This is a genomic window from Herbiconiux liukaitaii, from assembly GCF_041927495.1.
GTDB lineage: Bacteria > Actinomycetota > Actinomycetes > Actinomycetales > Microbacteriaceae > Herbiconiux > Herbiconiux liukaitaii.
Map to the genome: position 1 here is coordinate 466,291 of NZ_JBHFHG010000002.1, position 12,940 is coordinate 479,230.

12 protein-coding genes are annotated in these 12,940 nt (G+C 68.8%); 6 read left to right on the forward strand and 6 right to left on the reverse strand.

What is annotated here, in order from left to right:
- Positions 1-12: 12 nt before the first annotated feature.
- Positions 13-978 (reverse strand): COX15/CtaA family protein, encoded by a 966-nt coding sequence (locus ACEXQC_RS02785; RefSeq protein ID WP_374818125.1) that lies wholly within the window; start codon positions 976-978, stop codon positions 13-15.
- Between the two features lie 8 nt (positions 979-986).
- Positions 987-1,907 (reverse strand): heme o synthase, encoded by a 921-nt coding sequence (locus ACEXQC_RS02790; RefSeq protein WP_374818127.1) that lies wholly within the window; start codon positions 1,905-1,907, stop codon positions 987-989.
- 139 nt (positions 1,908-2,046) lie between these two features.
- On the opposite strand from ACEXQC_RS02790, the gene tkt reads away from it, so the two are divergent.
- Genes tkt through pgl form a run of 6 tightly spaced genes read left to right on the forward strand, consistent with a single transcriptional unit; the run spans position 2,047 to position 10,181 of the window.
- On the forward strand, positions 2,047-4,140 hold the full coding sequence (gene tkt / locus ACEXQC_RS02795) for a transketolase (RefSeq protein WP_374818129.1): 2,094 nt from the start codon (positions 2,047-2,049) through the stop codon (positions 4,138-4,140).
- 37 nt (positions 4,141-4,177) lie between these two features.
- Positions 4,178-5,284 carry a transaldolase gene (tal, locus tag ACEXQC_RS02800; RefSeq protein ID WP_374818131.1) on the forward strand — a complete coding sequence of 369 codons (1,107 nt, stop codon included), beginning with the start codon at positions 4,178-4,180 and terminating at the stop codon, positions 5,282-5,284.
- The gene (locus tag ACEXQC_RS02805) at positions 5,281-6,885 is read left to right on the forward strand and encodes a glucose-6-phosphate isomerase (protein WP_374818133.1); all 1,605 of its coding nucleotides are present in this window, start codon (positions 5,281-5,283) and stop codon (positions 6,883-6,885) included. The genes tal and ACEXQC_RS02805 overlap by 4 nt, the downstream gene beginning before the upstream one ends.
- A gap of 34 nt (positions 6,886-6,919) precedes the next feature.
- On the forward strand, positions 6,920-8,461 hold the full coding sequence (gene zwf, locus ACEXQC_RS02810; protein ID WP_374818136.1) for a glucose-6-phosphate dehydrogenase: 1,542 nt from the start codon (positions 6,920-6,922) through the stop codon (positions 8,459-8,461).
- Complete coding sequence (locus ACEXQC_RS02815; protein ID WP_374818138.1) at positions 8,458-9,414, forward strand: glucose-6-phosphate dehydrogenase assembly protein OpcA; 957 nt, start codon at positions 8,458-8,460, stop codon at positions 9,412-9,414. Before zwf ends, ACEXQC_RS02815 begins: the two co-directional genes overlap by 4 nt.
- Positions 9,411-10,181, forward strand: a complete 771-nt coding sequence (gene pgl, locus ACEXQC_RS02820) for a 6-phosphogluconolactonase (protein ID WP_374818140.1) — start codon at positions 9,411-9,413, stop codon at positions 10,179-10,181. Before ACEXQC_RS02815 ends, pgl begins: the two co-directional genes overlap by 4 nt.
- 82 nt (positions 10,182-10,263) lie before the next feature.
- Here the strand turns inward: pgl and ACEXQC_RS02825 are convergent, their stop codons facing one another.
- Genes ACEXQC_RS02825 through ACEXQC_RS02840 form a run of 4 tightly spaced genes read right to left on the reverse strand, consistent with a single transcriptional unit; the run spans position 10,264 to position 12,937 of the window.
- A complete protein-coding gene (locus ACEXQC_RS02825) occupies positions 10,264-10,626 on the reverse strand; it encodes an RNA polymerase-binding protein RbpA (RefSeq protein WP_374818142.1) in 363 nt (120 codons plus the stop codon).
- Between the two features lie 9 nt (positions 10,627-10,635).
- Positions 10,636-10,887, reverse strand: coding sequence for a preprotein translocase subunit SecG (secG, locus tag ACEXQC_RS02830; protein WP_374818144.1), 252 nt, complete (start codon positions 10,885-10,887; stop codon positions 10,636-10,638).
- 56 nt (positions 10,888-10,943) lie between these two features.
- Positions 10,944-11,732, reverse strand: coding sequence for a triose-phosphate isomerase (gene tpiA / locus ACEXQC_RS02835; protein ID WP_374818147.1), 789 nt, complete (start codon positions 11,730-11,732; stop codon positions 10,944-10,946).
- Positions 11,723-12,937 (reverse strand): phosphoglycerate kinase, encoded by a 1,215-nt coding sequence (locus tag ACEXQC_RS02840; RefSeq protein ID WP_374818848.1) that lies wholly within the window; start codon positions 12,935-12,937, stop codon positions 11,723-11,725. Before ACEXQC_RS02840 ends, tpiA begins: the two co-directional genes overlap by 10 nt.
- Positions 12,938-12,940 lie beyond the last annotated feature (3 nt).

Genomic DNA, 12,940 nt, shown 5'->3' on the forward strand with positions numbered 1-12,940 from the left:
TGTCGGGAGGGACTACGCGTTAAGAGCGGGTTCCTGAGATTTCATTGTATACACGCTCTGAGCCCTGGGGGCCCAGAGGTGCGGATGCACATCAAGCAGAACCCGGAGCACGCCGACCCAGACGAGGGCCGAGCCGAGCAGGTGCAGCACCACCATCCACTCCGGCAGCCCCGTGAGCGCCTGAGCGACACCCAGGAGTGCCTGGACCACCACGACGATCACGAAGGTGAGGGCACGGCGCCGGGCCAGAGCGGCACCGGGAACGCGGGACACGAGCACGTAGAGCGCGATGCCGAGCACGAGCACGAGCGTGCCGAGCACGCCGTGGGCGATCGTGACGTGCTCCCACACGAAGGCCATGCGCGGCACGTCGGCCGAGTCGCCCGCGTGCGGGCCGGTGCCCGTCACGAGCGTGCCCACGACGATGAGCACGGCGGTCGAGACCACGAGCACCCAGGCCAGGATGCCGACGGGCCGCGGGAAGACCGCCTCGTCGCCCTGCGCGCGGTGGGCGCGGTGCCAGGTGAGAGTGGTGGTGGTCAGGAGCGCGATGGCCATGATGAAGTGCATGGCCACGACCCAGGGGTTGAGCTCGGTGAGCACCGTGACTCCCCCGGCGATCGCATTGGCGACCACGAGCCAGAACTGCGACCAGGCGAGCCGCGTCATGCTGCGCTCGCGCGGCCTCTGCAGCCGCGCGGCCACGATGGCCCAGCCCACCGCGGCGATGAGCACGCCCGTGAGCGCGCGGTTGGCGAACTCGATGAAGCCGTGGATGCCGAGCTCGGGTGTGGTGGTGAGCGATCCGTCTTCGCACGCCGGCCAGGTGGGGCAGCCGAGACCGGAGCCCGTGACGCGCACGACACCGCCGGTGATGATGATGAGGATGCTCACGACGAGCGCGGCGGTCGTGCCCCAGCGGAGTGCGCGAGGGGTGAGGGTGATGCGGTCGGCGAGCCAGCCGAGAGGGGTCTTCACGAGCGCTCCTAGAACGGCAGCAGCGGGTCGATGGCCACCGCGAGGAAGATGAGGGTGAGGTAGGTGATCGAGCCGTGGAACACGCGCATCGGCTTGATCGCGAGGTCGCGGATGGACCGGCTGTAGAGCCGGTGCGACTCGTAGAGGAACCAGGCTCCCGCGGCCACCGCGGTGGCCGAGTAGACGAGGCCCATGTGGCCCACGGGGATGAGCAGGAGCGAGCACGCCACCATGGCCCAGGCGTAGAGCACGATCTGCAGCCCCACCACCACGCGGCCGCGCACGACGGCCAGCATGGGCACGCCCGCGGTCTTGTAGTCGGCGCGGTACTTCATCGAGAGCGGCCAGTAGTGCGGCGGCGTCCAGAGGAAGATGATGCCGAAGAGGATGAGCGCCTCCCACGAGAGGGAGTTCGTGACGGCCGCCCAGCCGATGAGCACGGGCATGCAGCCCGCCGTGCCGCCCCAGACGATGTTCTGCGGCGTGCGGCGCTTGAGCACGAGCGTGTAGAGCAGCACGTAGATGAGGATCGCGACGAGCGACAGCGAGGCCGCGAGCAGGTTGGTGAAGACCGCGAGCCAGCCGATCGAGACGATGCCCATGGCCCAGGCGAAGACGAGCGCCTCGCGGTCCGAGAGAACACCCGTGACGAGCGGACGCTTCGAGGTGCGGTCCATCACTCGGTCGATGTCGCGGTCGAAGTAGCAGTTGAAGGCTCCGGCGCTGCCGGCGGAGAGCGCACCGCCGATGAGGGTGGCGAACACCAGCCAGAGGTTCGGGATGCCCTGCTGCGCGAGGATCATGACCGGAACGGTGGTCACCAGGAGGAGCTCGATCACCCGCGGTTTGGTCAGAGCGATGTACGCCTTGACCTTTTCCATCGGGCTGATGCGTCGATTCTCGACCCGGCCGTCAACCGCTACGTCCATTACTCCTCATTACATGCCCATAGGAATCCCCGCGAGAAGTCTATTCGATCGCGGCGGTCGGCTCGGTCGCCCCCGATATGCTGAGTGATGGAACGGTTCCACATTTGGGGGACCGCAATCGAGAAGGGTCCAACACCTCGTGGCTTCACTCCAATGGGAACCCATTGACGACCAGGCGGTCACGACCGCCAAGATCCTTGCGGCCGACGCCGTCGAGAAGGTGGGCAACGGCCACCCGGGAACGGCGATCAGCCTCGCCCCCGCGGCGTACCTGCTCTTCCAGAAGGTCATGCGGAAGGATCCGAAGGACCAGCACTGGCTCGGCCGTGACCGGTTCATCCTCTCGGTAGGCCACTCCTCGCTCACCCAGTACATCCAGCTCTACCTCGGCGGCTACGGCCTCGAGCTCGACGACCTCAAGGCGCTCCGCACCTGGGGATCGCTGACGCCCGGCCACCCCGAATACGGCCACACCGACGGTGTCGAGATCACCACGGGCCCGCTCGGCCAGGGTCTCGCCTCCTCTGTGGGCTTCGCCTACGCGCAGCGCTTCGAGCGCGGTCTGTTCGACCCGGATGCCGCTCCCGGCACGAGCCCGTTCGACCACCACACCTACGTGATCGCCGGCGACGGCGACATGCAGGAGGGCGTGACGAGCGAGGCCTCCTCGCTCGCCGGCCACCAGCAGCTCGGCAACCTCATCGCGATCTACGACTCGAACCAGATCTCGATCGAGGACGACACGAACATCGCCTTCACCGAAGACGTGAAGGCCCGCTACGAGGCCTACCACTGGCACGTGCAGGTGGTCGACTGGAAGAAGACGGGCCAGTACGTCGAAGACGTGCACGCCCTCTACGAGGCCATCGAGGCGGCGAAGGCCGAGACGTCGAAGCCCTCCCTCATCATCCTCAAGACGATCATCGGCTGGCCGTCGCCCAAGAAGCAGAACAGCGGCAAGATCCACGGATCCGCCCTGGGTGCCGACGAGCTGAAGGGCCTCAAGGAGGTCCTGGGTGCCGACCCCGAGCAGACCTTCGTGGTGGCCGACGAGGTCATCGAGCACACCCGCGGCGCGATCGCCAAGGGATCCGAGGAGCGCGCCGAGTGGCAGAAGGGCTTCGACGCCTGGGCCGCCGCCAACCCCGAGAAGAAGCAGCTGCTCGACCGCCTCGAGGCCGGTGAGCTGCCCGAGGGCCTCGCCGACAACCTCCCGGTGTTCGAAGCGGGCAAGGACGTCTCGACCCGCGCCGCCTCCGGCAAGGTCATCAACGCCCTCGCCCCCGTGCTGCCCGAGTTCTGGGGCGGCTCCGCCGACCTCGCCGAGTCGAACAACACCACGATCGAGTCGGCCGCGTCGTTCGTGCCTGCCGAGCACTCGACCCACGAGTGGACGGGAAACCCCTACGGCCGCGTGCTGCACTTCGGCATCCGCGAGCACGCCATGGGCTCGATCCTCAACGGCATCGTGCTGCACGGCAAGACCCGCCCGTTCGGCGGCACCTTCCTCATCTTCAGCGACTACATGCGCCCCGCGGTGCGTCTGGCCGCGCTCATGAAGGTGCCCTCGGTGTTCGTCTGGACCCACGACTCCGTGGCGCTCGGCGAAGACGGCCCCACGCACCAGCCCGTCGAGCAGCTGTGGTCGCTCCGTGCGATTCCCGGCCTCGACGTGGTGCGCCCGGCCGACGCGAGCGAGGTGGGCCACGCCTGGCTCACCATCCTCGGCCGTCGCCACAACCCGGCCGGCATCGCGCTGACCCGCCAGAACATCCCCACCTACGAGCGCGGCGACGGGGAGGCCTCCGGTGAGGTCTTCGCCTCCGCCTCGAACGTCTCGAAGGGCGCTTACGTGCTCGCCGAGGCACCGAACGGCACGCCGGATGTCATCTTCATCGCGACCGGCTCCGAGGTGCACCTCGCTGTCGAAGCGCGCGAGATCCTGAAGGGCGAGGGCATCAACGCCCGCGTCGTCTCCGCGCCCTCGCTCGAGTGGTTCGAGGAGCAGCCTGACGAGTACAAGGAGCACGTGCTCCCCGCGGCCGTCAAGGCCCGCGTGTCGATCGAGGCCGGCATCGGTCTCGGCTGGCGCCACTACGTCGGCGACGCCGGGCGCATCGTCTCGATCGAGCACTTCGGTGCCTCGGCCGACTACAAGACGCTGTTCCGCGAGTTCGGCATCACCACCGAGGCCGCCGTCGAGGCCGCCAAGACGTCGCTGGCCGCGCTCTAGCGCCTCCGGCACCCACACAACTTCCTAGGAGAAAAACATGACCGAATCCACGCAGAAGCTCTCCGACGTCGGCGTCAGCATCTGGCTCGACGACCTGTCGCGCGAGCGCATCTCGAGCGGCGGGCTGCAGAAGCTCATCGCCGAGAAGAACGTCGTCGGCGTCACCACCAACCCCACGATCTTCGCGGCGGCCCTCTCCAAGGGCGAGTCGTACAGCGAGCAGGTCTCGGTGCTGGCCAAGGCGGGCACCGACGTGACCACCGCCGTGTTCGAGATCACCACGGACGACGTGGCCGCCGGCTGCGACATCTTCAAGCCGATCTACGACGAGACCAAGGGCTTCGACGGCCGCGTCTCGATCGAGGTCGAGCCGGGCCTCGCCCACGACGCGCAGGGCACCATCGAGCAGGCCAAGGCCCTGTTCGAGAAGGTCGACCGCGAGAACGTGCTCATCAAGATCCCGGCGACCGTCGAGGGCCTCGAGGCCATCACCGAGACCATCGGTGCCGGCATCTCGGTCAACGTCACGCTCATCTTCTCGCTCGAGCGCTACCGCGACGTCATCAACGCCTACCTCGCCGGCCTCGAGAAGGCCAAGGAGGCGGGCCACGACCTGTCGAAGATCCACTCGGTCGCCTCGTTCTTCGTGTCGCGCGTCGACACCGAGATCGACAAGCGCCTCACCGACATCGGCACCGACGAGGCCCTCGCCCTCAAGAGCAAGGCCGGCGTCGCCAACGCCCAGCTCGCCTACGAGGTGTGGACCCAGGCCTTCGCCACCGAGCGCGCCCTCGTGCTGCTCGAGGCCGGCGCCAACACGCAGCGCCCGCTGTGGGCCTCCACCGGTGTCAAGGACCCGAGCGTTCCCGACACCACCTACGTCGTGGGCCTCGCGGCCCCCAGCGTGGTCAACACCATGCCGGAGAAGACGCTCGACGCCCTCGCCGACCACGGTGTGGTCGAGGGCGACACGATCGCCGGCAGCTACGCCGAGGCCAACAAGGTGCTCGACGCCATCGGCGCTCTCGGCATCTCGTACGCCGAGGTCACCGAGCTGCTCGAGAAGGAGGGCGTGGAGAAGTTCATCATCTCCTGGAACGAGCTCCTCGAGACGGTGACCGCCGCCCTGAAGGCCGGCGAGTGACCGTTTCCCTCCACGTCTCCGGCGACGCCAAGACGGCTGTGGGGGCTCACGTCCCCCAGCTCGTGGCCGACCTGGTGGCCTCCGGCATCACCGCCGAGAATCCGTCCCTCTGGGGCGAGGCGGCCGAGCCGGAGGCCTCGAAGCGACTGGGGTGGGTCGAGGCGGTCGCCGTCTCGCGCCCCCTCGTCGCCGAGGTGGCGGCGCTCCGCGAGGAGTTCCTCGCGGCGGGCGTCGACCACGTGGTGCTCGCGGGGATGGGCGGATCCTCGCTCGCCCCCGAGGTCATCACGAAGACGGCGGGGGTGGAGCTCACGATCCTCGACTCCACCTCGCCCGAGCAGATCCGCGCCGCTCTCGCCGACCGCCTCGAGAGCACCGTGCTCGTGGCCTCGTCGAAGTCGGGCGGCACGCTCGAGACCGACAGCCAGCGACGCGCCTACGAGAGCGCCTTCCGCGCGGCGGGCATCGATCCCGCCACGCGCATCGTGATCGTCACCGATCCCGGCTCGCCGCTGGAGCAACTGGCCACCGAGGCCGGTTACCGCACCTTCCTGGCCGACCCCGACGTGGGCGGGCGCTACTCGGCGCTCACCGCGTTCGGTCTCGTGCCGTCCGGGCTCGCCGGTGCCGACATCGGTGAACTGCTCGACGAGGCGGAGGCGAGCTCGCTCAACCTCGCCGAGGACGGCCCCGACAACAACGGGCTCATCCTCGGGGCCGCACTGGCCGGCACGTCGCCGCTGCGCGACAAGACGGGCATCGTGGCCGACGGCACCCACATCGTGGGCTTCGCCGACTGGGCCGAGCAGCTCATCGCCGAGTCGACGGGCAAAGACGGCAAGGGCCTCCTCCCGGTGGTCCTCGACGTGGATGCGCCCGAGATCACGGCGGGCCTGCCCGACGTGCAGATCGTGCGCCTCGTGGCGAACGCGGGCGAGCACCACCTGCGCGAGCGGCACCCCGGCGAGATCCTCGTCAGCGGATCCCTCGGCGCCCTCCTGCTCACGTGGCAGTACGCCGTCGCGGTGGCCGGGCGCCTGCTCGGCATCGATCCGTTCGACCAGCCCGACGTCGAATCGGCCAAGCAGGCCGCTCGCGGTCTTCTCGACGCCCGACCCGAGACGGCGGCGCCTGCCTTCGTGGAGGGCGGCATCGAGGTGCGCGGCACGCCGGAGGGCCTCACCGCCGCCGGCACACTCACCGGCTCGGTGGATGCGCTGCTCGCGCAGCTGCCGGAGAACGGCTACGTCGCTGTCATGGCGTACGTCGACCGCCTGCAGCTGCCGCAGCTGGAAGAGCTCCGCGACTCCCTCGCCCGGCGGTCCGGTCGCCCGGTCACGTTCGGCTGGGGTCCGCGCTTCCTGCACTCGACCGGCCAATACCACAAGGGCGGGCCGTCCGTCGGGGTGTTCCTGCAGATCACGGCCGACACCGACCACGATCTCGAGATCCCCGATCGCCCCTTCACCTTCGGCCAGCTCATCCAGGCCCAGGCGGCCGGGGATGCTGCTGTGCTCGCCGAGCACGGTCGCCCCGTGCTCCGATTGAATCTGACCGACGCCACCGCCGATGTCCCCTCGCTGATCAGCGCCCTGCGCTGACGGTCCGTCGACCCGTACGACACCAAGGAGTTCCATGCCTCCCGTTGAGATCACACCGGAGTACAACCCGCTCCGGCTCCCCACGGATCGCCGATTGAACCGGATCGCGGGGCCCTCCGGCCTCGTGATCTTCGGTGTCACCGGCGACCTGTCGCGCAAGAAGCTCATGCCGGCCGTCTACGACCTGGCCAGCCGCGGCCTGCTGCCGCCCGGCTTCTCGCTCGTCGGCTTCGCCCGACGCGACTGGGAGGACCAGGACTTCGAGCGCGTCGTGCACGACTCCGTCAAGGAGCACTCGCGCACCCCGTTCGACGAGGACGTGTGGCGCCAGCTCTCCGAGGGCATCCGCTTCGTCTCGGGCGAGTTCGACGACGACACGGCGTTCGAGCAGCTCAAGACCACGATCGACGAGCTCGACCGCGACCGCGGCACGATGGGCAACTACGCCTTCTACCTCTCGATCCCGCCGAAGGCGTTCCCGCTCGTCACCGAGCAGCTCCGGCGCTCGGGCCTCGCCGATCAGCAGGAGGGCCGCTGGCGACGCGTCGTCATCGAGAAGCCGTTCGGCAGCGACCTGACGACCGCGATCGAGCTCAACGACGTGGTCGAGTCGGTCTTCCCGCCCGACTCGGTGTTCCGCATCGACCACTACCTCGGCAAGGAGACCGTCCAGAACATCCTGGCGCTCCGCTTCGCCAACCAGCTCTACGAGCCCATCTGGAACGCCAACTACGTCGACCACGTGCAGATCACCATGGCCGAGGACATCGGGGTGGGCGGCCGGGCCGGCTACTACGACGGCATCGGTGCTGCGCGCGACGTCATCCAGAACCACCTGCTGCAGCTGCTCGCTCTGACCGCCATGGAGGAGCCGATCTCGTTCGACGCCGCCGACCTGCGGGCCGAGAAGGAGAAGGTGCTCGCCGCGGTGAGCCTCCCCGAGGATCTCAGCACCGTGACCGCCCGCGGTCAGTACTCCGGTGGCTGGCAGGGCGGCGAGAAGGTGCTCGGCTTCCTCGAGGAGGACGGCATGAACCCGCAGTCCACCACCGAGACCTACGCGGCCGTGCGGCTCGACATCGCCACCCGACGCTGGTCTGGGGTGCCGTTCTACCTGCGTGCGGGCAAGCGCCTCGGGCGTCGCGTCACCGAGATCGCCGTGGTCTTCAAGCGTGCTCCGCAGTACCTCTTCGCCGAGAGCCAGACCTCGTCGCTCGGGCAGAACGCCCTCGTCATCCGCGTGCAGCCCGACGAGGGGGTCACGATCCGCTTCGGATCGAAGGTCCCCGGCGCGGGTGTGCAGGTGCGCGACGTCACGATGGACTTCGGCTACGGTCACGCCTTCACCGAAGCCAGCCCCGAGGCCTACGAGCGGCTCATCCTCGATGTGCTGCTCGGCGACCCGCCCCTGTTCCCGCGTCAGAAGGAGGTCGAGCTCTCGTGGAAGATCCTCGACCCCATCGAGGAGTTCTGGACGACGCAGGGCCAACCCGAGCAGTACCGCCCCGGAACCTGGGGGCCCAGCTCTGCCGATGAACTGCTCGCCCGCGACGGAAGAACCTGGAGACGCCCGTGATCGTCGATCTGCCTGACACCACGACGAGCAAGATCTCGAAATCGCTCGTCAAGATCCGTGAAGAGGGCGGTGCCGTGGCTCTCGGCCGCGTGCTCACCCTCGTGATCGTGACCTCGCTCGGGGAGGAGGAGGACGCCATCGAGGCGGCCAACGATGCCTCCCGCGAGCACCCCATGCGCGTGATCGTGGTCTCCACCGACCAGGAGAACGACGGCCTCAGCACCGGCCGGGGTGCGCGTCTCGACGCGCAGATCCGCGTGGGCGGCGACGCCGGCGCGAGCGAGGTCATCGTGCTGCGCGCCTACGGTGCGGCCGCGAGCGACCAGGAGGGGCTCGTGACGGGCCTGCTCCTGTCGGATGCGCCTGTCGTCGTCTGGTGGCCCGGCGCAGCGCCCGATGACATCTCGAACTCCGACCTGGGGCGCATCGCCACCCGTCGGATCACCGACTCGTCGAACCAGCGCAATCCCTACGAGGCGCTGCTCGCCAGAGCCAAGACGTACGCACCGGGCGACACCGACTTCGCCTGGACGCGCCTCACACTGTGGCGGGCCCAGCTCGCCGCGGTGCTCGACCAGCCGCCCTACGAGCCCGTGACGGCCATCGAGGTCTCCGGTGCGTCCGACTCGCCGTCCACTCTGCTGCTCGCCGCCTGGCTGCGGCACCAGCTGCAGGTGCCCGTCAAGTACGGGCTGCTCGCGAGGGCCAACGGCTCGAGCGGCATCCACGGTGTCACGCTCACGCGCGAGCACGGCCCCATCGAGCTCGTGCGCGAGGTGCCCAACGTGGCCACCCTCAGCCAGCCGAACCAGCCGACTCACGAGCTGGCCCTCCCCCGCCGCAACTTGCGCGACTGCCTGGCCGAGGAGCTGCGTCGGCTCGACCCCGACGACCTGTACGGCGAGGTCATCACGCAGGGCCTCGCAGAACTCCTGGAGGCGAACCCCGCATGACCACCGATCGCCGTGTGCTCGTCCACCCCGACAAGGAATCGCTGGCCGGTTCCGTCGCCGCCCGCTTCATCACGAAGGTCATCGACATCCTCGATGAGTTCGACGAGGCCAACATCGTGCTGACGGGCGGCACGATGGGCGGTGCGGTGCTCGCCGCCATCCGCTCGTCGTCGGCGTCGCAGACCATCGACTGGTCGCGCATCAACTTCTGGTGGGGTGACGAGCGGTTCGTGCCGAAGGGCGACCCCGACCGCAACGACCTGCAGGCGCAGGAGGCGCTGCTCGACCACATCCCGGTCGACCCGGCGCGTGTGCACGCGTACCCGGCCTCCGACGAGATCGACGACCTCGACGAGGCCGCTCGGGTCTACGCCCGTGAGCTCGCGGCCGCCGCGCCTGAGGGAGCGGAGTACCCGCGGTTCGACATCATGTTCCTCGGTGTGGGCCCTGACGGGCACATCGCGTCGCTCTTCCCCGGGCACGACGAGATCCGCATCACGGATGCGACGGTCGTGCCCGTGCGCAACTCACCGAAGCCTCCCCCGCTGCGGTTGAGCCTCACGCTTCCTGTCATCCAGTCGGCCGACCGCATCTGGATGGTGCTCGCGGGCGCCGACAAGGCCTCGGCCATCGGCCTCGCCCTCGCGGGAGCCAGCACCGACGAGGTGCCCGTGGCGGGAGCCCAGGGCCGCAAGCGCACTGTCTTCTTCGTCGACAGCGAGGCCGCCGCCGAGGTGCCCGAATCCCTCATCGCCCCCTCCTACTAGGAGCGGGTGCGTCCGCACGAACGAAAGGGAGGGCCTCACGTCATCGTGAGGCCCTCCCTTTCGCGTATCGCGGCGGTGCGGCCTAGGAGGCTGCGGTGCCGCGGCGTTCGCGGAGCTGCTGCAGAGCGTCTTCGAGAAGCTGCTCCGCCTCCTTCTCGGTGCGGCGCTCCTTCACGTAGGCGAGGTGCGTCTTGTACGGCTCGAGCTTGGCGACCGACGGCGGGTTCTCCTTGTCGCGACCGGCCGGCAGCCCAGAGGTGGGGCAGTCGATGGTCTCGGGGATCTCGTCGTCGGGCAGGTTGGCCGCGAAGTAGCGCACGGTCTCATTGCCGAGTGCATCCCAGTACGAGACCTGGATGCGCTCCGCGTGGAAGCCGCGGTCCTGCTCCCCCATGGGGCCTGCGCCCACTCGCGATCCTCGGATCGCGCTGCCTCCTGATGCCATGGTGACCCCCTACAGACTCGTGTCGAACTTCGTGATGAGACCGAGGATGACGATGCTCGACACCCAGATCAGCCCCAGGATGACGGTGATGCGGTTGAGGTTGCGCTCAGCGACACCCGACGCACCGAGGTTCGACGTGACGCCGCCCCCGAACATGTCGGAGAGCCCGCCACCACGACCCTTGTGCAGAAGGATGAGAAGGGTCAGGAGAAGGCTCGTGATACCGAGAACCACCTGGAGGACGACCTGAAGGATTTCCACGCTTGCCTTTCACATGCCGGTGAGAGCGACCGCTCCCCCGAAGACCAGAGGTCAGTCTACACTCCGACGTGCTTCTGATAGCGCACGATCGCGGCGAACTCCGCGATGTCGAGGCTCGCACCGCCCACGAGCGCACCGTCGACGTTGGGCTCGCGCATGAAGCCGGCGATGTTGCCCGACTTCACCGAACCTCCGTAGAGGATGCGGGTGGCGGCAGCGGCGTCGGCGCTCAGGCTCTCGGCGACCACGGCACGGAGTGCAGCACCGACGGTCTCGGCCTGCTCGGGTGTGGCGGCCTGGCCGGAGCCGATGGCCCAGACGGGCTCGTAGGCCACGACGACGTCGGCATCGGGCTTGAGGCCCTCGAGGGCGACCTTCAGCTGCGCGACGGGGACGGCGCTCTGGCCGTGCTTCTCGAGGTCTTCGGCGGTCTCGCCCACGCAGATGACGGGCACGAGGCCGTGCTTGACGGCGGCCTTAACCTTCGCGGCCACGACCTCGTCGGTCTCGGCGTGCAGGGTGCGTCGCTCGGAGTGGCCGATGATGACGTACTTGGCGTCGAGCTGCGAGAGGAACTGGCCCGAGATCTCACCGGTGTAGGCACCGGAGTCGTGCGCCGAGACATCCTGACCGCCGTAGGCGATCGAGAGCTTGTCGGCCGCCACGAGCGTCTGCACGGAGCGCAGGTCGGTGAACGGCGGGAAGATGGCGACCTCGACGGAGGCGAAGTCGTGCTTCGCGTCTTCGAGGGACCAGGCGAGCTTCTGGACGAACGCGATCGACTGCAGGTGATCGAGGTTCATCTTCCAGTTGCCGGCGATGAGGGGTGTGCGATTCAGGACCATCCGAGGACCTCCAGGCCAGGGAGGCGCTTGCCCTCGAGGAACTCGAGACTGGCACCGCCTCCGGTTGAAATGTGACCGAACTGGTCATCGTCGAAGCCGAGGGCGCGCACGGCGGCGGCCGAGTCGCCACCACCGACCACTCCCAGACCGTCGACCTCGGTGAGCGCTTGCGCCACCGCTTTCGTGCCGGCGGCGAAGGGCTCGAGCTCGAACACGCCCATGGGGCCGTTCCAGAAGACCGTCTTCGACGACGCGATGATCTCGGCGAACGCTTTCGCCGTGTCGGGACCGATGTCGAGACCGAGGCCCGAGGCGCCGAACGGCGTCTGCTCGATGGCGTCGGCGGCCGTGACAGCCACCTCGGCGTCGGCACCGAACTTCGAGGCGACCACGACGTCGGTGGGCAGCACGATCGTGACGCCGAGCTCCTCGGCCTTGGCCAGGTAGCCCTTCACGGTGTCGAGCTGGTCCGCCTCGAGGAGGCTCGCACCCACCTCGTGGCCCTGGGCCTTGAGGAAGGTGAAGAGCATGCCGCCGCCGACCAGGAGGGTGTTGACCCGCGGAAGGAGGTGGCCGATGACACCGAGCTTGTCGGAGACCTTCGATCCACCGAGCACGACCGTGTAGGGCCGCTCGGGGTTCTCGGTGAGCCTGTCGAGCACCTCGAGCTCGGTCTGGATGAGCAGACCGGCCGCGCTCGGCAGCAGCTCGGCGAGGTCGTAGACGCTCGCCTGCTTGCGATGCACCACGCCGAAGCCGTCGGAGACGAAGGCGTCACCGAACGCGGCGAGCTGCTCGGCGAAGGCGTGACGCTCCGCCTCGTCCTTGCTCGTCTCGCCCGGGTTGAACCGCAGGTTCTCGAGCAGGGCGATCTCGCCGTCGCCAAGTGCGGCGACCGCCGCCTGGGCCTCGTCGCCCACGGTGTCGTGCGCGAAGGCCACGGGCTTGCCGAGCAGCTCGCCGAGGCGGGCGGAGACGGGCTCGAGGCTGTACTTCGCCTCGGGGGCGCCGTCGGGGCGGCCGAGGTGGCTGACCACGACGACCTTGGCACCCGCGTCTAGCAGGCGGTTGAGAGTGGGGAGGCTCGCGCGCACGCGTCCGTCGTCGGTGATGACCCCGTCCTTGACCGGGACGTTGAGGTCGCACCGCACGATGACGCGCTTGCCGGCGAGGGATCCGAGTGAGTCGAGAGTGCGGAGCGTCACGTG